Annotated in this window: 23 protein-coding genes; 15 read left to right on the forward strand and 8 right to left on the reverse strand. The window is 62.7% G+C overall.

All coding sequences use genetic code 11. The annotated features are described in order from the left end of the window. Both JQ628_RS23075 and cynS read left to right on the forward strand, forming a co-directional pair. Positions 1-921 (forward strand): ABC transporter ATP-binding protein, encoded by a 921-nt coding sequence (locus tag JQ628_RS23075; protein ID WP_212225587.1) that lies wholly within the window; start codon positions 1-3, stop codon positions 919-921. Positions 922-983: 62 nt separating this feature from the next. After that, positions 984-1,472: a cyanase gene (cynS, locus tag JQ628_RS23080; protein WP_212225588.1), complete on the forward strand. Its 489-nt coding sequence runs from the start codon at positions 984-986 to the stop codon at positions 1,470-1,472. Positions 1,473-1,672: 200 nt separating this feature from the next. On the opposite strand, the gene JQ628_RS23085 is transcribed toward cynS, so the two are convergent. After that, complete coding sequence (locus JQ628_RS23085) at positions 1,673-2,503, reverse strand: isocitrate lyase/PEP mutase family protein (protein WP_212225590.1); 831 nt, start codon at positions 2,501-2,503, stop codon at positions 1,673-1,675. Positions 2,504-2,613: 110 nt separating this feature from the next. Here JQ628_RS23085 and JQ628_RS23090 point away from each other — a divergent pair, with 110 nt between their 5' ends. Further along, positions 2,614-3,531 carry a LysR family transcriptional regulator gene (locus JQ628_RS23090; RefSeq protein ID WP_212225592.1) on the forward strand — a complete coding sequence of 306 codons (918 nt, stop codon included), beginning with the start codon at positions 2,614-2,616 and terminating at the stop codon, positions 3,529-3,531. Between the two features lie 123 nt (positions 3,532-3,654). Here JQ628_RS23090 and JQ628_RS23095 read toward each other — a convergent pair whose 3' ends face one another. Next, entirely contained in the window at positions 3,655-3,978 is a 324-nt protein-coding gene (locus tag JQ628_RS23095) for a DUF1476 domain-containing protein (protein WP_212225594.1), read from the reverse strand. Positions 3,979-4,327: 349 nt separating this feature from the next. Between JQ628_RS23095 and purC the strand changes: the two genes are divergently transcribed. From purC to JQ628_RS23120, 5 genes are all read left to right on the forward strand, one after another. Further along, positions 4,328-5,095: a phosphoribosylaminoimidazolesuccinocarboxamide synthase gene (gene purC / locus JQ628_RS23100; RefSeq protein ID WP_212225596.1), complete on the forward strand. Its 768-nt coding sequence runs from the start codon at positions 4,328-4,330 to the stop codon at positions 5,093-5,095. A gap of 89 nt (positions 5,096-5,184) precedes the next feature. Then, positions 5,185-5,424 (forward strand): phosphoribosylformylglycinamidine synthase subunit PurS, encoded by a 240-nt coding sequence (gene purS, locus JQ628_RS23105; RefSeq protein WP_212225597.1) that lies wholly within the window; start codon positions 5,185-5,187, stop codon positions 5,422-5,424. A gap of 1 nt (position 5,425) precedes the next feature. Beyond that, positions 5,426-6,127: a phosphoribosylformylglycinamidine synthase subunit PurQ gene (purQ, locus tag JQ628_RS23110; RefSeq protein WP_212225598.1), complete on the forward strand. Its 702-nt coding sequence runs from the start codon at positions 5,426-5,428 to the stop codon at positions 6,125-6,127. Between the two features lie 620 nt (positions 6,128-6,747). Beyond that, a complete protein-coding gene (locus JQ628_RS23115) occupies positions 6,748-7,275 on the forward strand; it encodes a hypothetical protein (RefSeq protein WP_212225599.1) in 528 nt (175 codons plus the stop codon). Between the two features lie 36 nt (positions 7,276-7,311). Continuing rightward, positions 7,312-8,256, forward strand: coding sequence for a tripartite tricarboxylate transporter substrate-binding protein (locus JQ628_RS23120; RefSeq protein WP_249128284.1), 945 nt, complete (start codon positions 7,312-7,314; stop codon positions 8,254-8,256). A gap of 39 nt (positions 8,257-8,295) precedes the next feature. Here the strand turns inward: JQ628_RS23120 and JQ628_RS23125 are convergent, their stop codons facing one another. Next, on the reverse strand, positions 8,296-8,952 hold the full coding sequence (locus JQ628_RS23125; protein WP_212225600.1) for a CPBP family intramembrane glutamic endopeptidase: 657 nt from the start codon (positions 8,950-8,952) through the stop codon (positions 8,296-8,298). A 267-nt stretch (positions 8,953-9,219) separates the two neighbouring features. Between JQ628_RS23125 and JQ628_RS23130 the strand changes: the two genes are divergently transcribed. Further along, on the forward strand, positions 9,220-9,861 hold the full coding sequence (locus JQ628_RS23130) for a hypothetical protein (RefSeq protein ID WP_249128260.1): 642 nt from the start codon (positions 9,220-9,222) through the stop codon (positions 9,859-9,861). Here JQ628_RS23130 and JQ628_RS23135 read toward each other — a convergent pair. Together JQ628_RS23135 and JQ628_RS23140 are read right to left on the reverse strand one after the other, a co-directional pair. Continuing rightward, the gene (locus JQ628_RS23135; RefSeq protein WP_349628106.1) at positions 9,850-10,821 is read right to left on the reverse strand and encodes a DMT family transporter; all 972 of its coding nucleotides are present in this window, start codon (positions 10,819-10,821) and stop codon (positions 9,850-9,852) included. The two genes, JQ628_RS23130 and JQ628_RS23135, sit on opposite strands and share 12 nt — an antisense overlap. 102 nt (positions 10,822-10,923) lie before the next feature. Further along, positions 10,924-11,412: a PaaI family thioesterase gene (locus JQ628_RS23140; protein WP_212225602.1), complete on the reverse strand. Its 489-nt coding sequence runs from the start codon at positions 11,410-11,412 to the stop codon at positions 10,924-10,926. 161 nt (positions 11,413-11,573) lie between these two features. On the opposite strand from JQ628_RS23140, the gene purL reads away from it, so the two are divergent. Next, positions 11,574-13,787: a phosphoribosylformylglycinamidine synthase subunit PurL gene (gene purL, locus JQ628_RS23145; protein ID WP_212225603.1), complete on the forward strand. Its 2,214-nt coding sequence runs from the start codon at positions 11,574-11,576 to the stop codon at positions 13,785-13,787. On the opposite strand, the gene JQ628_RS23150 is transcribed toward purL, so the two are convergent. Further along, positions 13,784-14,968, reverse strand: a complete 1,185-nt coding sequence (locus tag JQ628_RS23150) for an acyltransferase family protein (RefSeq protein WP_212225607.1) — start codon at positions 14,966-14,968, stop codon at positions 13,784-13,786. The two genes, purL and JQ628_RS23150, sit on opposite strands and share 4 nt — an antisense overlap. A 283-nt stretch (positions 14,969-15,251) precedes the next feature. Here JQ628_RS23150 and JQ628_RS23155 point away from each other — a divergent pair, with 283 nt between their 5' ends. After that, a complete protein-coding gene (locus JQ628_RS23155; RefSeq protein WP_249128262.1) occupies positions 15,252-15,629 on the forward strand; it encodes a hypothetical protein in 378 nt (125 codons plus the stop codon). Between the two features lie 112 nt (positions 15,630-15,741). Next, on the forward strand, positions 15,742-15,915 hold the full coding sequence (locus JQ628_RS23160) for a DUF1328 domain-containing protein (RefSeq protein ID WP_212225608.1): 174 nt from the start codon (positions 15,742-15,744) through the stop codon (positions 15,913-15,915). 156 nt (positions 15,916-16,071) lie between these two features. Here JQ628_RS23160 and JQ628_RS23165 read toward each other — a convergent pair whose 3' ends face one another. Beyond that, positions 16,072-16,431 (reverse strand): DUF427 domain-containing protein, encoded by a 360-nt coding sequence (locus JQ628_RS23165; RefSeq protein ID WP_212225609.1) that lies wholly within the window; start codon positions 16,429-16,431, stop codon positions 16,072-16,074. Between the two features lie 205 nt (positions 16,432-16,636). Here JQ628_RS23165 and JQ628_RS23170 point away from each other — a divergent pair, with 205 nt between their 5' ends. Continuing rightward, on the forward strand, positions 16,637-16,873 hold the full coding sequence (locus JQ628_RS23170) for a BolA/IbaG family iron-sulfur metabolism protein (protein ID WP_212225610.1): 237 nt from the start codon (positions 16,637-16,639) through the stop codon (positions 16,871-16,873). Positions 16,874-16,894: 21 nt separating this feature from the next. Then, on the forward strand, positions 16,895-18,076 hold the full coding sequence (locus JQ628_RS23175) for a low temperature requirement protein A (protein ID WP_212225612.1): 1,182 nt from the start codon (positions 16,895-16,897) through the stop codon (positions 18,074-18,076). Positions 18,077-18,121: 45 nt separating this feature from the next. Here the strand turns inward: JQ628_RS23175 and JQ628_RS23180 are convergent, their stop codons facing one another. Further along, positions 18,122-18,319: a hypothetical protein gene (locus JQ628_RS23180; RefSeq protein WP_212225614.1), complete on the reverse strand. Its 198-nt coding sequence runs from the start codon at positions 18,317-18,319 to the stop codon at positions 18,122-18,124. A gap of 413 nt (positions 18,320-18,732) precedes the next feature. Between JQ628_RS23180 and JQ628_RS23185 the strand changes: the two genes are divergently transcribed. After that, positions 18,733-18,933: a hypothetical protein gene (locus JQ628_RS23185; protein WP_212225616.1), complete on the forward strand. Its 201-nt coding sequence runs from the start codon at positions 18,733-18,735 to the stop codon at positions 18,931-18,933. Positions 18,934-18,943 lie beyond the last annotated feature (10 nt).

Genomic DNA, 18,943 nt, shown 5'->3' on the forward strand with positions numbered 1-18,943 from the left:
GTGACCGAAAAATTCATCTCCATCGAAGGCATCGCCAAGCGCTATCCGGCGCCGGGCGGCACCACCACGGTGTTCGAAAACCTCTGGCTGTCGATGTCGCGCGGCGAGTTCGGCTGCGTGATCGGCCATTCCGGCTGCGGCAAGACCACGGTGCTGAATATTCTCGCGGGCCTCGATGAGCCGAGCGACGGCGCGGTGATCGTCGACGGCCAGGCGATCGAGGGCACGAGTCTGGACCGCGCCGTGATTTTTCAGAGCCACGCGCTACTGCCGTGGCGCACCGTCCTCGGCAACGTCGCCTATGCCGTCACCTCGAAATGGCGCAACTGGGATCGCGCCAAGGTCAAGGCGCACGCGCAAAAGTTTATCGATCTCGTGGGCCTGACCGGCTCCGAGCACAAGCGGCCGTCGGAACTGTCCGGCGGCATGAAGCAGCGGGTCGGCATCGCCCGCGCGCTGTCGATCACGCCAAAAATCATGCTGATGGACGAGCCGTTCTCGGCGCTGGATGCACTCACGCGCGGCACCTTACAGGACGAGGTGCGCCGCATTTGCCTCGAGACCGGCCAGACCGCGTTCATGATCACCCATGACGTGGACGAAGCGATTTATCTCGCCGACAAGATTTTCCTGATGACCAACGGCCCGGGCGCGGTGCTCGCCGAGATCGTCGAAAATCCGCTGCCCAAGGATCGCGGCCGCATCGATCTGCACCGCCATCCCTATTACTATGCGCTGCGCAACCACATCGTCGATTTCCTGGTAACGCGCAGCAAGACCTTTACATCGGGGAATCCTGGTCACGATCCGCGCGATGTACCGGTGGTGCGGCCGGGGAAGCCCGAACTGGTGATTGCGTCGGTGTCCGAAAGTTCACAACAGGCGTCATGGCCGGGCTTGTCCCGGCCATCCACGTCTTAACGCAATCCAAGACGTGGATGCCCGGCACAAGGCCGGGCATGACGAATAGAGGGAGACTGCAAATGAAAAGATCCGATCTCACGGAAAAGCTGCTCGACATCAAGCGCGAGAAGGGCTGGAGCTGGAAGTACATCTGCGAAAAAATCGGCGGTTATTCCGAGGTGCTGATCGTCGGCGCGATCATGGGTCAGATGAAACTGACGAAGCCGCAGGCCGCCAATGCCGGTGAATTGTTCGGGCTGTCGAAATCGGAAATCGCGATGCTCAACGAGATTCCGATGCGCGGCACCGGCACGCCGATGCCGCCGACCGATCCGCTGATCTACCGCTTTTATGAAATGGTGATGGTGAATGGCCCCGCCTGGAAGGCGCTGATCGAGGAAGAGTTTGGCGACGGCATCATGTCGGCGATCGACTTCGATTTTGTGATGGAGCGCCTGCCCAACCCGAAGGGCGACCGCGTCAAGATCACCATGTCCGGGAAATTCCTGCCGTACAAATATTACGGCGCCAGCGGCAACGTGCCGGAATATGGCTTCAAGGAGGAGTGATCTCTCCACCCGTCATTGCGAGCGAAGCGAAGCAATCCAGCTTGGCCACAAGCAAGGAAGCTGGATTGCTTCGTCGCTTCGCTCCTCGCAATGATGGAGGTTGCTTTTGACCTCATGGTGAGGAGGCGCGTCAGCGCCGTCTCGAACCATGAAAGCCCCCGCTGCGGCCATCCTTCGAGACGCGGCGCTGGCGCCGCTCCTCAGGATGAGGGCTGCACCTTCGCAAACGCCTCCCTGACTTCCTTCACCGGCGCCATCTCGCGGATATAGGTGAAGGCGCCCTTGTCCTTCATCTCATTTGCGCACCTCAGAAACGCCGCCAGCGCCACGCGCGCCATCGCACCGCCGACGCTGATGCGCTTGACGCCGGCGGCCGATAGCTGATCGATCGTCAGCGTCGGATCGGCAAAACCCATCACGTGGTTGAACGGCTTCCTGAGCGAGTCGCAGACGGTCTTGATGGTCGCAAGATCGTAGAGGCCCGGCGAATACAAGACGTCAGCGCCGGCGGCCTCGAATGCCTGAAGCCGCTTGATCGTGTCGTCGATATCCTTGCGGCCGTGCAGCAGGTTCTCTGCCCGCGCCGTCAGCATGAACGGGAAGGGCAGCGCGCGTGCGGCTTCGACCGCCGCATGCACGCGCTCGACTGCAAGCGCAAAATCGTAGATCGGATTTTTGGGATCGCCGGTGAAATCCTCGATCGATCCGCCGACGCAACCCGCCTCGGCGGCAAGCCGGATCGCCTTGGCGGCCTGCTTCGGGTCATGCGCCCCGCAATTTTCCAGGTCTGCGTTGACGGGCAGGTCGGTGGCCGCGGTGATCACCCGGCAGTTCGCGATGATCTCGTCCAGACTCACCGTCGCGCGGCCCAGCATGTTGGCAACCCCGAGGCTGGTCGTCGCCAGCGCCTCAAAGCCCATCGCCGCGAGCAGCTTTGCGGTGCCGGCCTCCCAGGGGTTGGGAATGATGAAGGCGCCGGGACGCTCATGCAGTTCACGAAACGCTTTTGCCTTGTCCATCTGGCTGCGCATGCCGGCTCCTGTTCGCAAGTGTCGCTGTCGCGCCGAACCTAGTGCGCTTTCCGATATCCACCAAATTTGTTATTTCTCTTCATTCCATCAGTTTTTTGCATGAGGAGAGCATGGACAGCGACGCCCTCAACACCTTCCTGATGGTGCATCACCGCGGCGGCATCTCGAATGCCGCAAAAGCCCTGCATCGGACGCAGCCGGCGATCTCGCGCCGCATTGCGCTGCTGGAGCAGGAGCTCGGCATGCCGCTGTTCGAGCGGGTCGCCGGCCAGATGGTGCTGAGCGATGCCGGCCGGGTGATGGTGCCCTATGCCGAGCGCGCGGTGGCGGCGGCGCAGGATGCGGAGAATGCGGTGAGGGCACTGGCGCGGCCGGACTCGGGACCGGTGGCGCTCGCCGTGGTCGGCACGCTCGCGAGCCACAAGCTGGCGCGCATCATCAAGCGTTTCACGAAAGAGCATCCGAATGTCGATCTATCGCTGCGCACGGCCACCAGCGCCGAGGTCAGCGAACTGATCCGGCGCGGCGAAGCGACGATCGGGCTGCGCTTTCACCGCGATCCGTCTCCCGATCTCGATTGCGAAGTGCTGACCTCCGAGCGGCTTCAGGTCGTATGCGCCCCGGATCACCCGCGCGCCGGCCGGCGCGTGAAGAGGCTGGCCGATCTGCGCGGCGAACGCTGGGTCGCGTTTCCGCTGCTGCCGGAACGGCCCGAGATCATGGCGGCGCATGTGTTCGCGCTGTTCCAGGCGCACGGGCTGGGTGACATCGCCTGGACCCCGGTCGACAGCCTCACCGCGCAAAAGCGCCTGGTCGAGGCCGGCCTCGGCATTGCGCTGCTCTCACAGAGCAACGCCGCCGACGAATTGCAATCGTCGGCGCTGAAAACCATCGCGGTGGGTGATCTGGATGCGAGCCAGGACGTCGTCGCGGTCACGCGACGCGGCGGTTTTTTAAGCGCAGCGTCGCGGCGTTTGCTGGATGTGTTTCGTGCGCGCCTCGGCGGTTCTCGTCGTCGCCCGGCTTGACCGGGCGATCCAGTATTCCAGAGACGCCAACGATTGAGCCGAGAGGCCGCGGCGTACTGGATACCCGCATGCGCGGGTATGACGGGTGAGGGTGGGGCTGCGTCCGTGCCAGTTGCGGAGCGCCTACGACCCCGCCTTCACCTGCGCGACCGCGGCCGCCATCAGCTCGTCCATCTTGGCGCGAATTTGCGGCTCGCCGATCGCGACGCCCTTGGCCTTGAAGTCGCCGGCCACCTTGCGCAGCACATCGGTGTCGCCGGCTTCCTCGAAATCGGCCGCGACCACTTCCTTGGCGTAGGCGGTGGCGGCATCGCCGGTGATGCCGAGCTGCTCGGCGGCCCACAGCCCCAGCAGGCGGTTGCGGCGGGCTTCGGCCTTGAACTTCTGTTCCTCGTCGAGGGCGAACTTCTTCTCAAAGCCTTCTTCGCGCTTGTCGAAAGTGGTCATGTCCTGGGGTTCCAATCCTGCCAAATCGGTAAAGGCGGCGCTCGTTGCGGCAGCCCGGTCGCGCGCCTACATAAAGGGCCGATTCCGTCCAAACAACGGGCCTTTAAGCCGCAGCTAAATAGGCGGAATCGGGCCTTGAATCCAGCCCGGTATAACTGGGCCCAAACGGGCTGGATCGATTGTGCTTGGCGGGCCAATCGGATAGGTTGCCAACAGGCTTGGTTCTTGTTCTGTTTCGGGTCGATCGGTTCAAGTTCCTGGCCTTCACGGCAGCTCCGTCGTGGGTCGCATTCCCTTGTCATCCGGAGCACACCAATTCATGGATTTCAACAAAACACGGTACATCCCAATGAGCCGTCGACGCCGCATTTATGAAGGCAAGGCAAAGGTGCTTTATGAAGGCCCCGAGCCGGGAACCCTGATCCAGCACTTCAAGGACGACGCGACCGCGTTCAATGCCAAGAAACACCAGGTGATCGAGGGCAAGGGCGTCCTCAACAACCGGATTTCGGAGTACCTGTTTGCGCACCTCAACGACATCGGGGTGCCGACCCACTTCATCCGCCGTCTCAACATGCGCGAACAACTGATTCGCGAGGTGGAGATCGTGCCGCTGGAAGTGGTGGTGCGGAACGTCGCCGCCGGCTCGCTGTCGCAGCGCCTCGGCATCGAGGAGGGCACCCAGTTGCCGCGCTCGATCATCGAGTTCTATTACAAGAACGACCAGCTCAACGACCCCATGGTGTCGGAAGAGCACATCACCGCGTTCGGCTGGGCGACGCCCCAGGAGATCGACGACATCATGGCGCTCGCCATCCGCGTCAACGATTTCCTCACCGGCCTCTTCCTCGGCATCGGCATCCGCCTCGTCGACTTCAAGATGGAATGCGGCCGCCTGTTTGAAAATGAAATGATGCGGATCATCGTCGCCGACGAGATCTCGCCCGATTCGTGCCGGCTGTGGGACGTCAAGTCGAACGAGAAGCTCGACAAGGACCGCTTCCGCCGCGACCTCGGCGGCCTGCTGGAGGCCTATACGGAAGTCGCCAAGCGGCTGGGCATCCTGATCGAGAACGACCGGCCGTCCGGCACCGGGCCCGTGCTGGTGAAGAGCTAGAGCATGATCCCGACCCGAAGGGCCGCGTTAGCGCAAAGTGGGAACCGGTTTTCGGAAAAGATCATGCTCAAGTTAAAGAGGATTAAGACGTGAAGGCACGCGTTACCGTAACGTTGAAGACCGGCATTCTCGATCCGCAGGGCAAGGCCATCGAAGGCGCGCTGAAATCGCTCGGCGTCGACGGCGTCGCCAGCGTCCGCCAGGGCAAGGTGTTCGACATCGAACTGTCTGCGACCGACAAGGCCAAGGCGGAAGCGGCATTGAAAGAGGCCGCTGACAAGCTACTGGCGAATACCGTGATCGAGAATTACCGGGTCGAGCTGCTCTGAAATGAAATCCGCCGTCCTCGTTTTCCCCGGAATCAATCGCGAGCGCGACATGGCACGGGCGCTGAAACTGGCGTCGGGGCAGGAGGCCGCGATGGTCTGGCACGCCGAGACCTCGCTGCCCAAAGGCACCGATCTCGTCGTGGTGCCCGGCGGTTTTTCCTATGGCGATTATCTCCGCTGCGGCGCGATTGCGGCGCGAGCGCCGGTCATGGACGCGGTGCGGAAGTTCGCCGCCGACGGCGGCCTCGTGCTCGGCGTCTGCAACGGCTTTCAGATCCTGTGCGAAGCCGGCCTGCTTCCGGGCGTCTTGATGCGCAATGCGCGGCTGAAATTCATCTGCAAGGACGTGCATCTGCGCGTGGAGCGCTCCGACACGCCGTTCACGCGCGGCTACAATGCCGGCCAGGTGATCCGCGTGCCGGTTGCCCATGGCGAGGGCAATTATGCGGCGGATGAAGAGACGATAAGACGGCTCGAAGGCGAGGGGCGGGTGCTCTATCGCTACTGCTCGGCGGACGGCGAGGTCGGCGATACACACAACATCAACGGTGCTGCGGCGTCGATCGCCGGCATTGTCAGCGAGCGCGGCAATGTGCTCGGCATGATGCCGCATCCGGAAAACCACGTCGAAGACATCATGGGCTGCACCGACGGCCGCGGGCTGTTTGCCGGGCTGGTGCAGCATCTGGAACGCGCCGCCTGAGCATGCGGCGGCGATCGCTTTTCCCGGCGCTGCTGCTCCTGCTGTCGGCGACGCCTGTTCTCGCCGATGCCGTCCCTGACGCGCTGAAAAACAGGACGGTTACGATCGGCTGGACGGCCAACAACACCCTGCGTGCGGAATCCGGCAACGTCATATCGCGCTCGGTTCAGGTCAGGCGGCAGATTTACATCAGCTCGGCGGGGCGAACGTTTGTGAGGTTCGAAGCGAATTCCGGACCCATGTCGCGAACAAAAGAGTTCGGTCCAGGCGAAAGTGCCGGCGGCAGGGCTCGCGAACTGCGATTTTCAGGCGGCAAGCTTGTCGGTTCGACTGAATTCGCAAGTGGTGCGGCGCAACTCGTCATTTCGTTCGATGCCGGCTATTCCGGTTGCAGCGTCGATGTGACCTTCGGGCGCTCCGGGGGCGCCCCGATACGGCGCAGAGGGCTGAATGGAGTCATGTATGAGTTGCTCAAGTCGGAGATTTCGGGCCGGACTTGCGGCATCCGGGACGGCAATGTTTTTGCCCGCTAGGACGGCCCCGAATATGCCCCCCGCTTGAAAAATAGCCGTCGGCGCGGCTAGGCTCCTCCAGTTGTTCGGTCGGGGGAGGACGCCTCCATGCGAAGTTCGGCTGTTCTCGCGATTCCTGTCCTTTTGGTTCCTTCGTCTTCTGCTTTCGCGAACGCGCCGGCGGCCGCCTACAACAAGACCATCACGATTTCCTTCACCTCGAGCGGAACGCGTACCGACTCGCTCGGCAAGAGCGCCGGCTTCAGCTCGCAGGTGAGCCGGATTATCTATGTCAGCAGCAATGGGCGCCTGTTCATGCGGCATATCGTAACGTCTATGGGCAAGGGCCGCCGTGCGCGTGGCGGCGATTTCGAGCCCGGCAGTGGCCGCGGCGGCAGCTTTACGTTCCAGGGCAACCGTCTGGTCGGCACCATGACCTGGGCGGCGGGCGCGAGGCAAATCACCGTGACCTTCGATCCGGGCTTTACCAGTTGCACGGCGACGGTGGTCGACGGACGCATGGCGGGCGGCACGATCCGCCGCAGGGCGCCGAGTGGCGAAATGGTTGAAGTTACCTCCGTCAGCAATTCCGCGCCGAGCTGCTCGATCCAGAGCGGCAATGCATTCGCGCAATAGGCAAAGATGGAGCGGTAGAGCGTGAGATTCGCAGCGCTGATTTTTGTATCCCTGTTGTCCCTTTGTGAGGTGGCCCTTGCGCAAGGCTTTCCTTCGCGCCCCATCACCATGATCGTGCCGTTCGCGGCCGGCGGCACCTCGGACGTGATCGCGCGGGTGGTCGCCGAGCAGATGAGCGCGGCGCTCGGCCAGCCGATCGTGATCGAGAATGTCGCCGGCGCCGGCGGCTCGATCGCGCTGGCGCGGGCCGCGCGCGCCGCGCCCGACGGCTACACCATCGCGATCGGCAATGCCGGCACCAGCGCGGCGACCTACACCATCTACCCCAACCTGACCTTCACGCCGGACTCCTTCACGCCGATCGCCATGGTCGCAAAAACCTTCGGCATCATCGCGCTGCGCAAGGATTTTCCGGCGAAAAGCATGCAGGAATTTCTCAGCTACGCCAAAGGCAATCCGGGCAAGATCAATCTCGGACATGCCGGCGTCGGCTCGTCGAATTTCTTGATCTGCAAGAGTTTTGTGCAGGCCGCCGGTATCGACGTCACGCTGGTCGGCTATCGCGGCGCGGCGCCCGCGCTCACCGATGCGATCGGCGGCCAGATCGACGGCGTCTGCGACGCGGCCGCTTCCGTCGCGCAGCCGATCATCGAAAAGCTGGTGAAAGGCCTTGTCGTCGGCTCGACCGTGCGCCTTGCCAATTTGCAGGAATTGCCGACCTCGGCGGAAGCGGGCCTGCCGGAATTCGAGGCGCAGGGCTGGAACGGCCTGTTCGCGCCGAAGGGAACGCCGCCCGAGATCATCGCCAGGCTGAATGCCGCGGCGAAGACGGCGGTGGAAAGCGATGCGGTGAAAAAGCGTTTTGCCGATCTGTCGACGGTGGCGCCTGATACCAACGAGCACGCGCCCGAGGTGCTACAGCAACTCGTCACGCGCGATGTCGCGAAATACGGGAAGCTGCTGGAAGACGGCAAGAAGTAGTTTTGTGCCGTGAACCAGCCGAACGCGGCAGGATCTGGCTTAAGCGAAAGCGATCGCGTCAACGAGATAGTGCGCAAGTATCACCGGCCAAAGGGCGCCTGATCGCCGATACATCACCATTAATGGAATGCCGATTGTCGCGGCGAGCAGCACGTTTCCGACCCCGGCCCACCAGTGATAGACGCCGAATATGAGAGACGTGATTAGAACGGCAGAGGTCCCATCACCCGCATAAGGTTTCGAGGCGCTCCAAAGCAGCCGCCTGAAGACGATTTCTTCGCTGACCGCCACCAGCGCCATACCAAACACCAGATCAGAGACGTAGAGCCAGCCTGCTAAGTGCGGGTATCCACCGACGACAGTCGCCGGAAATGCTGCATTGATGAGGCGTTGCGGCCACTGGCATAGGCGGTACAGGAGCAAGATTCCTGCGATCCAGGCTCCGATCTCGAGAAGCGAAATCCGACATTGCTCCCTTCGAAAGGCGACAGATCGCGCTGCGGGAATGGCCGCAAGGACTGCCAGAGTCACTATTCGACCTGCATAGTCCCAAGCAAGCCAACTCGTTGCATAGTCTTGATGCAGTCGGATGACCTGCGATCCGAATAGCGGGATAAAAGCAACTGCAAGCCACCAGATTGCGGGTGCGCGACCGTCTCTCGGGTCGCCGGGAGCTTCCGGCGGACGACTTTCCATGCTGGGTCTCAAGAAAAGAACGCGCCACGACAGCTGGAGCTACAGCTGAACTATTATCGGCTTTCATAATCCTTTCACACTAGTTTTCTCGACAGAGCAACCGGGGATTGTCTGATGGCCCGCGGCCGTTTATCAAGGCGCGCCGGTCAATCATACCCGCTCGGATTTCCCATGCCCGTTGCTTTGGTCATTATATTGCTCGATATCACGCTGGTTTATCACGCTGCGAAGACCGGCCGCCTACAGCCCTGGGCGTTCATCATCCTGATGGTGCCGCTGATCGGCGCGCTTGCCTACATCGTCGTCGAACTGATCCCGGAATGGTTCGGCAGCCCGGGCGCACAGCAGGCGCGCCGCCGGGTCGCTGCAAAGCTCGATCCGGAAAAGCGCTATCGCGGAATTGTCCGATCGGCTGCTCGATGCCGACACCATTGCAAACCGCGCCGTGCTTGCCGCCGAATGCCTCGAGCTCGGGCGCTTCGACGAAGCGGAGCGTCACTACGACCACATCCTGTCGCTTCCGATGGGCGACGATCCAATCTACGCGCTGGGCAAGGCGAAGGGCAGTTCGGCGCCAAGCGTCCGAGCGACGCGGTAACGACGCTGGATGCCCTGAAGGCGAAATGGCCGGACTTCGAGTCGGGCGAGGGGCACCTGCTTTATGCGAGAGCGTTGGCCGAAGCCGGCCGCGTCGACGAGGCGCTCGAGGAATATTCTTCGGTCATCACCTATTTCTCCGGCGCCGAAGCGCGGGTGCGCTACGGCCTGCTGTTGAAGCTGGTCGGCCGCACCGCCGAGGCGAGGGTGATCTTCAACGAACTGTTGCTCCAGATGCGGCGCGCTCCCAAGCATGCGCAGAGCATGCAGGCCGAATGGCTCGCGATTGCCGAGAAGCAGTTATCGGCCTGACCAGGCGCCGCGCAAGCGCTGCATCGCGCGCTTGAACGCGTCGCCCGGCACCGTCATCGCCGCAACGCCTGCCATCACCAGCAGCAGCCCGAGCGCGAGGTTCGGCGGCACGGCCTCGCCGAGCAGCAGCACCGATAGTCCGACGCCGATCGGAATGCGCAAGTAGCCCTGCGCATTCGTTGTCAGCGTGCCGAGCCGCTGGAGGCACATGTAGAACAGCATCAGGCCGAGCGCGCTGGAGAAGATGCCCATCGTGGCGACCGCGGCCAGCGCCTGCGGCGTCGGCCGCAAGGTCCACGGCTGCTCGAAGATCATCGCGGGCGGCAGCAGGATGCAGCCGCCGAACAGCAGTGAGCCGGCGGCGACCACCATAGGATCGTAATCCGACAGCCGCAGGCCGAAGATGGTGGCGCAAGCGAAGGAGATGGTGGCGAGCAGGATCGCCGCTTCCGCGATGATGTCAGTGGAAAGGCCGCCGAGCGCATCGAGGCCGATGATCACGGCGGTGCCGGCAAGGCCAAGGATGGCGCCGGCGAGCTTGAGCAGCGTTGCCGGCTCGTGCCGCGTGATGGCCCATGTGATGAGGAAGGCGAAGATCGGCGTGGTGGAGGCCAGCACCACCGTCGGCGCCGCCGCCACATATTGCTGCGCCCAGGTTATCATCAGGAACGGAATCGTCGAATTGATGGTCTGTTGCTGGGCGAACAGCTTCCAGGCCCTGAAGTCGGACGGCAGGCGCAGCCCGCGGAAGTACAATACCGCAATGAGGAACGCCGCTGCGATCAGCGAGCGCGCCGAGATGAAGGTAACAGGCGGTATCGAGCCGAGCCCGATCTTCGTCAGCGGATAGGTCGAGCTCCAGCACACCGCGAGCGCCAGCAGCAGCGCGCAGTCGCGCCAGGATTGCTGACGGGGCGGATTGGGGGAAGGGGCAGGCTGCGGCGCAGGCGCCGCCTCGATCTCGCTGAGTACTGTGCTCTTCGGCAACTTGTTCTTCCCGGCGCTTCCCGCTCGTTTATGGCCTCATCCGGAGGGAGCGCACAAGCAGGCCGGGCGCATAGGCTACGTGCCGGCCGCGCCGGTCGCGGGCGGCTTTTTCCACTTCACCCGCTTGATGGTGCCGGAGAAGGTGAACAGCTTTCGCTCGCCCGAGCGCAGCGTGCCGCGCAGAAAAATCAGCGAACCGCCGGCCCGCGTCACCTCGCCGTCGCATTCGATCAGCTCGCCCTCGCGCGCCGCGTCGAGGAATTCGCAGGAGAAGCCGACGGTCACGCCCGGTCCCTGCAAATGCGAAGAGGCGATCGCGAACAGGCAATAATCGGCAAAGCTCATGAAGGCGCCGCCATGGACGTTGCGCTGGCCGTTGAGGTGCTTCTGCTCGACCCGGAAGACGCATTGCACGCGGCCGTTCTCGTCCATCCGGTGCCAGAACGGGCCGTTATGGGTCTCAAAATTGTCGCGGGTCCAGGTCCGCCAGCCCGCGAATTCGCCCTCGGTTTCGATATGGATATCGGGGCGGCGATGGAATGCGTCTTGGGGAAGCTCGTTCACTGAAAATGGGCCTTCAATTGCGGTTTGGCGCCCTTAAATCCGATCCTTCGGCAATGCGCAAACTCTGTTCCTGCGGCCAGCAGCCGCAAAGCTCTGGACAGGCGGGAAATGGGCCATAAAAGGCCTTTTCCAGCCCCTCCGGACTTCCTATTACGGGCCCCATGCAGACCAACGAACCCAAAATCACCCCTGAGCTCGTCGCCAGCCACGGGCTCAAGCCGGACGAGTATGAGCGCATCCTGAAGCTGATCGGGCGGGTCCCGAGCTTCACCGAGCTCGGCATCTTTTCCGCAATGTGGAACGAGCACTGCTCGTACAAGTCCTCGCGCATCCATCTGCGCGGCCTGCCTACCAAGGCGCCATGGGTGATCCAGGGCCCGGGCGAGAATGCCGGGGTGATCGACATCGGCGACGGACAGGCGGTGGTTTTCAAGATGGAGAGCCACAATCACCCGAGCTACATCGAGCCCTATCAGGGTGCGACCACCGGCGTCGGCGGCATTTTGCGCGACGTGTTCACGATGGGCGCGCGCCCGATCGCCTGCCTCAACGCGCTGAGCTTTGGCGCGCCAGAACATCCCAAGACGCGGCATCTGGTGTCGGGCGTGGTCGCCGGCGTCGGCGGCTACGGCAATTCCTTTGGAGTGCCGACGGTCGGCGGTCAGGTGCGTTTCCACACCCGCTATGACGGCAACATCCTCGTCAACGCGATGGCCGTTGGCCTCGCCGACGCCGACAAGATTTTCTATGCGGCGGCCTCCGGCGTGAACATGCCGATCGTGTATCTGGGCTCGAAGACCGGCCGCGACGGCATTCACGGCGCCTCGATGGCGTCAGCCGAGTTCGACGACGATTCCGAGGAGAAGCGCCCGACCGTGCAGGTCGGCGATCCCTTCGCCGAAAAGCTGCTGCTCGAAGCCTGCCTCGAGATCATGGAAAAGGGCTGCGTGATCGCGATCCAGGACATGGGCGCGGCCGGCCTGACGTGTTCCGCGGTGGAAATGGGCGCCAAGGGCGATCTCGGCGTCGATCTGATCCTGGATTCCGTGCCGACGCGCGAAACCGGCATGAGCGCCTATGAGATGATGCTCTCGGAAAGCCAGGAGCGCATGCTCATGGTGCTCAAGCCCGAGAAGGAGCAAGAAGCCGAGGCGATCTTCAAGAAGTGGGGCCTCGACTTTGCGGTGGTCGGCTACACCACGCCGAGCAAGCGCTTTGTGGTGAAGCACGGCGGCGACGTCATGGCCGATCTGCCGATCAAGGAGCTTGGCGATGAGGCGCCGGTGTATGACCGGCCGCATGTGGCCTCGCCCGCGCTGCCCGTCGTGCATGCGCGCGACGTGAAGCCGCCGATGAGTATTTCGGCCGCGCTGGAAAAACTGATCGGCACGCCGGAGCTTTGCTCAAAGCGTTGGGTGTGGGAGCAGTACGACCACGTCATCCTCGGCAATACCGTGCAGCGCCCCGGCGGCGATGCCGCCGTCGTGCGCGTGCAGGACGGGCCAAAAGGGCTTGCGCTCACCGTCGACGTCACGCCGCGTTATTGCGAGGCCGATCCGTTCGAGGGCGGCAAGCAGGCGGTCGCCGAAGCCTGGCGCAACATCACGGCGGTCGGCGGAAAACCGCTCGCCATCACCGACAATCTCAACTTTGGCAATCCGGAGCGGCCCGAGATCATGGGCCAGTTCGTCGGTTGCCTGAAGGGCATTTCGGAAGCCTGCCGTTCGCTCGATTTCCCGGTCGTGTCCGGCAACGTCTCGCTCTACAACGAGACCAACGGCCGCGGCATCCTGCCGACCCCGTCGATCGGCGGCGTCGGCGTGCTCGATGACTTTACAAAATCCGCTACGCTCGCCTTCAAGGCCGAGGGTGAAGCGATTCTCTTGATCGGCGACACGCAAGGCTGGCTCGGCCAGTCCGTATACCTGCGTGATATCTGCGGCCGCGAAGAGGGCGCGCCGCCGCCGGTCGATCTCGCAGCCGAAAAGCGCAACGGCGATGTGGTGCGCGGCATGATCCGCGCGGGTACGGCGACGGCGGTGCATGATGTCTCCGATGGCGGTCTTCTGATCGCGCTCGCCGAGATGGCGATATCGAGCGGCATCGGCGCGCAGCTACTTGCCGCGCCAAGCTCGCTCGTGCCGCATGCGTACTGGTTCGGCGAGGACCAGGCGCGCTACATCGTGACCGTGCCCGCGTCCGAAGCCGGCCTCGTGCTCGCCAAGATGAAGGGCGCCGGCGTGCCTTGCGCGCGGATCGGCACCACGGGCGGCGATGCAATTGCGGTGGCGGGTGAAGCCCCGGTATCGATCGCAGCGCTCAACACGGCATTCGAGTACTGGCTGCCGGCCTATATGAGCGGGAAGGCGTCCTAAAGTACGTTCTTCGCTCCCGGAATCATCCGCAGCGCCCGTGTCACTCCCCAGCTAAACGCGACAGTCAGCACGAATACGATCGGCACCTTTACTGTCGCCGGCATGTTGTAGTCGAACAGCCAATATTGCAGCCACAACGTGATCGGATAGTGCACGAGGAACATGCCGTAGGCGTCGCCTTGCATCGGATCCAGCACGCTCTTGCCTCCGCCGGCGAACCGCAGGAAATAGGCCAGGATCAGGAACAGGATCGCCACGCTGAAGACCGTAAAGCAGACGGCGTAGAGCGCCTCATACCAGTTGGGCAGCGGCGACGGGTTGCCCAGATTTTCGCGCTTGATGCCGATCAGCACCCACATAAGATAATACGGAACGATCGCCAGCAGCATCCAGTCCCAACTGACCTTCGCCATTCGGCCGTCCGGCGACAGCAGCCCGCGATCCATCTGCGCAAGGCCGACGCCAGCGCCGAAAAAGAAGTAGGTGGCGTAGAGCAGCACGCGGCCATGCTGGACCGAAAACGGCCCAAACTCGAACCAACTGGCTGGTCCGTAGCGCATCAACCCGGGCACGTAGAACGCGGCGGTGACAGCCAGCATCACCGCGAAGAACACGGCAGGCCGGCGGCGGCCGTACAGCGAGAGGCGGTTGATGGGGTCGAGCGCGTGAGGCGATAGCTTGTAGAGTGTGCACGCAGCAAGGTCGAAGGCTAGCAAGACCCAGAGGAACCAGATCGGTCCGCTTGGCCAAGGGCCTTTTGTGACTGTGGTCCACCAGAACTGCGAAAAGCCGATCTCGGGATGGTGCCGCAGCGAGATGGCGTAATAGGCGAGCGGGATGATCGTGAAGGCGCAGATCACGAACGGCAGGCCAAGTCGAAGCAGCCGATCCGCCAGATAGTTCACCACGCCCTTGCGGGCGATCCCCGGCCAGACGAACAGACCCGAGAGGAAAAAGAACATCGCCATGAAGAAGCTGTCGGTGGCGAGCACGATCATGTCGAAGCCGAAGAATTCCTTCGGATCGGTATGACCGTAATAGGTGTAGGGGATGACCGCGTGATGCAGCAGAACGATCAGCGTCAGGAAGGTGCGGGCGCGGTCGATCGAAAAATTGCGCGTCTTGGCTTTCGGCGCGGCATGAACTTCCGGTGCCACCGAGGTCGTGGAAATCGTCGTCATGTTATTCCGCCCCTGCAGGGTCGCTTATGTTGCAACCGGGAACCCGATTCAGCAAGGCCTATCGCAGCTTGTTTCCCTAAAGTCCAACTGGCTCGTCATGCATCGAGTGCTTGGCGTGTCTTCGGCATGACGTGCGTCGGCAGCCGACGCCGCAACCAGAAGCGGGATTTCGCAAGGCGTGTTGCGCGACCGGTCGGGCAAATGTGATCGCGCATCTGACGCATGTCCGGGAACGGCCGGAGTCCGCGGGACGTTGGCCCGGTCAATCATGCGGAGTGTTCAAATGCTACGAAAATCATCTCTTCTTGCGCTGCTGGCGGCTTCCGCGATGGCTGTTTCCACCCCGGTTTTTGCGCAGAACGCCGGCGCAGCCGCAGGTGCCGCACAGATGGCACCCGGCACAAACGGCATACCGCCGGTCGGTACGACGCCGAACCCGGGATCTGCCGGCATCTCGCCGGCGCCGGGTGGCCAATCCACCACCGGAACAGGAATCACGACCGGAACGGGGACGGGTCAAATCCCCGGTGGTGCCGGCGCCAATCAGCCCGGCGTGCCCAACACGTCGACGCCGGGCATGATCGGTACCGGCGGATCGCCGAGCGGCTTGCCGGGCGATGATCCCGTCCATCCCGGCTTCCCGGGCAAGGTCGGCAAGTGACGCCGATTCAGAAAGGGCGGCAGACGGTTGCCGCCCTTCTGCCCTGGAACCCGCGCCATCGCCTGAAGTTAGGTACGGCGGGCAACGACATCGGAAGGCTGAGGAGCGGGCGATGACAATCCTGAAATGGGCGCTGATCTTCCTGGTGATCTCCATCATCGCGGGCCTGCTCGGCTTTACCGGCGTGTCGATTGTCTCGGCCGATATCGCCCGCTTCCTGTTCTACGTATTCGTGGCGATCTTCCTGGTGCTGCTGATACTGGGGCTCACGATCTTCAGGGCATAGCGAAGGCCCGCGGCCCTCTCCGAGTCATTGCGAGGAGCGAAGCGACGAAGCAATCCAGCTTTCCTTGTTGCGACAAAGAAAAGCAGGATTGCTGCGCGGAGCCTGTCATCGGGCGCGCGTGACCCGTTGGCTCGCAAATGACGGTTGTGGAAGCAGCTATCCCACTTCCTCGATCGTCACCTTGTCGGGATAGAACGCCAGATGCCCCGTGATCTCGGCCATTGCCGGGAAGGGCGTCTCATAGGTCCAGATCGCATTCTCCAGCGACTTGCCGTCGGTTCTGATGCTGAAATAATTCGCATCCCCCTTGTACGGGCAGTGCGTGGTACGGGCGGTGCGCTCCAGCAGTGCCATATTGGCATCCTCGCGCGGCACATATTGCACCGCCGGATACTTCGCTTCCTTCAATGTCAGCGCGTGAGTGGTGTCGGCAATGACGATGTCGCCGGCAGTCACGCGGACGCGTTTCGGATTGGGTGAAATCGTGATCGGATGGTCGGGGCCCGGTAGTTTCATGTTATTGCGCCTTTTTCGGTCAGCCGGTTGTGATCCCTGCGGCGGATTTGGCCAATTTCAAACCCTCAGAGGTCTAATATAGTCCTGCCGGACGTGACCTAGAAGGCCGTCCGCGCTAGGTTTGGCGATCACGGCCGCGCGAGCGGGCGCTGATTCGAAACCTGTTCGATGGCCCAAGTTCGACGACCAAGGGAGGATATGCCGGATGCCGATGGACGCCCGCGATATCGAATCGATGATCAAGGCAGCGATCCCCGATGCCGTGGTGACGATCCGGGATCTCGCCGGCGACGGCGACCACTACGCAGCCACGGTGATCTCGGAATCGTTCCGCGGAAAATCCCGCGTGCAGCAGCACCAGATCGTCTACCAGTCGCTGAAGGGACAGATGGGCGGCGTGCTGCATGCGCTGGCGCTACAGACCGGGGTGCCTGAAGGCTAGAGCCGCGCCGGGGGCGAGGCGATGACCACGGAAAATCCCCACGGTACGCTGTTCCGCGTCATCGCGCCCGACAAGCACAGCCGGGTCACCAACGCCGAACTGTTCTTCGATCTCGTCTTCGTCTTCGCGGTCACCCAGCTCTCGCACACGCTGCTGCACCATTTCACGACGCACGGCGCGGTCCAGGTCACGCTGCTGTTCCTCGCGGTGTGGTGGGTGTGGGTCTACACCACCTGGGTCACCAACTGGCTCGATCCCGAACAGACGCCGGTCCGCATCCTTTTGTTTGCCCTGATGCTGGGCGGCCTTGTGCTGTCGACCTCGATTCCTTCGGCGTTCGAGGGGCGCGGTCTCTGGTTTGCCGTTGCCTATGTGGTGATGCAGGTCGGCCGCACGCTGTTCTGGCTGCTGGTGACGCCGCCGCACCGCACGGCCGTTCGCCACAATGCGACCCGCATCCTGATCTGGCTGTGCGTCTCGGGCGTGTTCTGGATCTCGGGCGGCCTCGCCGAGGGCGACAAGCGGCTCTATTTCTGGATCGCCGCGCTGGCGATCGAATACCTCTCCGCCGCGGCTCGCTTCTGGACGCCGGGACTCGGATTTTCCTCCGTCGAAGCCTGGCGGGTCGAAGGCGGCCACATGGCCGAACGCTGCTCGCTGTTCGTCATCATCGCGCTCGGCGAGTCCATCGTCGTCACCGGCTCGACCTTCGCGGAACTGACGTGGAGCGCGCAAAACATCGCAGCCTTCGTCTCCGCGCTGGTCGGCAGCATCGCGATGTGGTGGGTCTATTTCCACAAGGGCGCGGAAGCAGGCTCCGAGATGATCTCGAAGTCGGAGCAATCGGGCCGGGTGGCGCGCCTTGCTTATACCTATCTGCACATGCCGATCATCGCCGGCATCATTCTGGCGGCGGTGTCGGATGAACTGGTGCTGAAGCATCCGGATGGCCATGCCGATATCAAGACCGTGCTCAGCACGATCGGCGGGCCGATGGTGTTTCTGGTCGGCATGATCCTGTTCAAGCACGCGATCCGCGGCTTTCTCCAGCTATCGCACATCGCAGGCATTGTGGCGCTCGCGATCCTTGCATGGTTCGCGAGCGATCTGTCGCCATTGTGGCTGTCGATCCTGACCACCGCGATCATGATCGTGGTGGCGGCATGGGAATCGCTGTCGTTGCAATCAGGGCCGGAAGAATAGGTTAGTGGCCCCGCACACGTTGCGGTTAGCAATCAATCAATCCAGCTATTTCTGATCGACAACATTCTTCAGTACGAGGTCCGACAAACGGACCACGAGCGCCCGAAGCCGGGCGTTTTCCTCGAGCAGCGACACCAGTTCGTTGTCGATGTCGTTGTCCCAGCCGGTATCGTCGCCATCCCGATGAGAGGATGAGCGGACAGGCCGGTTCTGGTCGTCAAGTTGCGAATACGCATTCCCCATAACTGTACATCCCTTGGCGAACTCACCCCAGCCAAGCCGCTGGCGCCAACACTCATCCGAATCAGCGTCAAAATTTGGACGGATCGGAGGGGAAATGGCAGCGCGAGTGGAGCGATTTGCTGGCGCCGCCAACCGCACCAAATGCAATTGCGCGCACTGGCCAACAGGGTTAAGAAATGTTTAGGAGATATCTGCCAGTTTAGGGAGAAAGGTATCGAGGGCGCGGCGGCGCACACCTTCTCTCGCCACGAAAATTTGACCGGCGCGGTCAACTCATCCTCCACGGTTTCAGCCGTGGCTGGGAACACGCGCCGATGAAGCAAAAAATAGCCCGAGAGCAAATTCTTCAGCAATGGGACCGCTGGATCCGATCGCAGGCGATCGAGCCGGGCGGGCCCACCGGAAAAGATTCGTTGAAGTTTTTCATCGAGCTACAGGACGCCAAATCGCCGCTATTGGATTTTCCGTCCCGCGGCAGAGACAAATGGCGGATCATTCACACCTGGCTTCTGACCGCACAGCGCGTCACCGACCACTGGATCGTGCCCGCGCCGCCGATCGTGCCGCCCCGCAGGCCGAGGGCCGCCCGCCACCGGACCGGCTGCAAGACCTGAACGGGCGCTT

The sequence above is a fragment of the Bradyrhizobium lablabi genome (assembly GCF_018129385.1).
Classification (GTDB): domain Bacteria; phylum Pseudomonadota; class Alphaproteobacteria; order Rhizobiales; family Xanthobacteraceae; genus Bradyrhizobium; species Bradyrhizobium lablabi_C.

Coding starts and splice junctions, on each gene's coding strand:
- cynS (WP_212225588.1), top strand. CDS start 984: ATGAAAAGATCCGATCTCACGGAAAAGCTGCTCGACATCAAGCGCGAG.
- JQ628_RS23085 (WP_212225590.1), bottom strand. CDS start 2,503: ATGCGCAGCCAGATGGACAAGGCAAAAGCGTTTCGTGAACTGCATGAG.
- JQ628_RS23090 (WP_212225592.1), top strand. CDS start 2,614: ATGGACAGCGACGCCCTCAACACCTTCCTGATGGTGCATCACCGCGGC.
- JQ628_RS23095 (WP_212225594.1), bottom strand. CDS start 3,978: ATGACCACTTTCGACAAGCGCGAAGAAGGCTTTGAGAAGAAGTTCGCC.
- purC (WP_212225596.1), top strand. CDS start 4,328: ATGAGCCGTCGACGCCGCATTTATGAAGGCAAGGCAAAGGTGCTTTAT.
- purQ (WP_212225598.1), top strand. CDS start 5,426: ATGAAATCCGCCGTCCTCGTTTTCCCCGGAATCAATCGCGAGCGCGAC.
- JQ628_RS23115 (WP_212225599.1), top strand. CDS start 6,748: ATGCGAAGTTCGGCTGTTCTCGCGATTCCTGTCCTTTTGGTTCCTTCG.
- JQ628_RS23125 (WP_212225600.1), bottom strand. CDS start 8,952: ATGGAAAGTCGTCCGCCGGAAGCTCCCGGCGACCCGAGAGACGGTCGC.
- JQ628_RS23130 (WP_249128260.1), top strand. CDS start 9,220: ATGGTGCCGCTGATCGGCGCGCTTGCCTACATCGTCGTCGAACTGATC.
- purL (WP_212225603.1), top strand. CDS start 11,574: ATGCAGACCAACGAACCCAAAATCACCCCTGAGCTCGTCGCCAGCCAC.
- JQ628_RS23150 (WP_212225607.1), bottom strand. CDS start 14,968: ATGACGACGATTTCCACGACCTCGGTGGCACCGGAAGTTCATGCCGCG.
- JQ628_RS23155 (WP_249128262.1), top strand. CDS start 15,252: ATGCTACGAAAATCATCTCTTCTTGCGCTGCTGGCGGCTTCCGCGATG.
- JQ628_RS23160 (WP_212225608.1), top strand. CDS start 15,742: ATGACAATCCTGAAATGGGCGCTGATCTTCCTGGTGATCTCCATCATC.
- JQ628_RS23165 (WP_212225609.1), bottom strand. CDS start 16,431: ATGAAACTACCGGGCCCCGACCATCCGATCACGATTTCACCCAATCCG.
- JQ628_RS23170 (WP_212225610.1), top strand. CDS start 16,637: ATGCCGATGGACGCCCGCGATATCGAATCGATGATCAAGGCAGCGATC.
- JQ628_RS23175 (WP_212225612.1), top strand. CDS start 16,895: ATGACCACGGAAAATCCCCACGGTACGCTGTTCCGCGTCATCGCGCCC.
- JQ628_RS23180 (WP_212225614.1), bottom strand. CDS start 18,319: ATGGGGAATGCGTATTCGCAACTTGACGACCAGAACCGGCCTGTCCGC.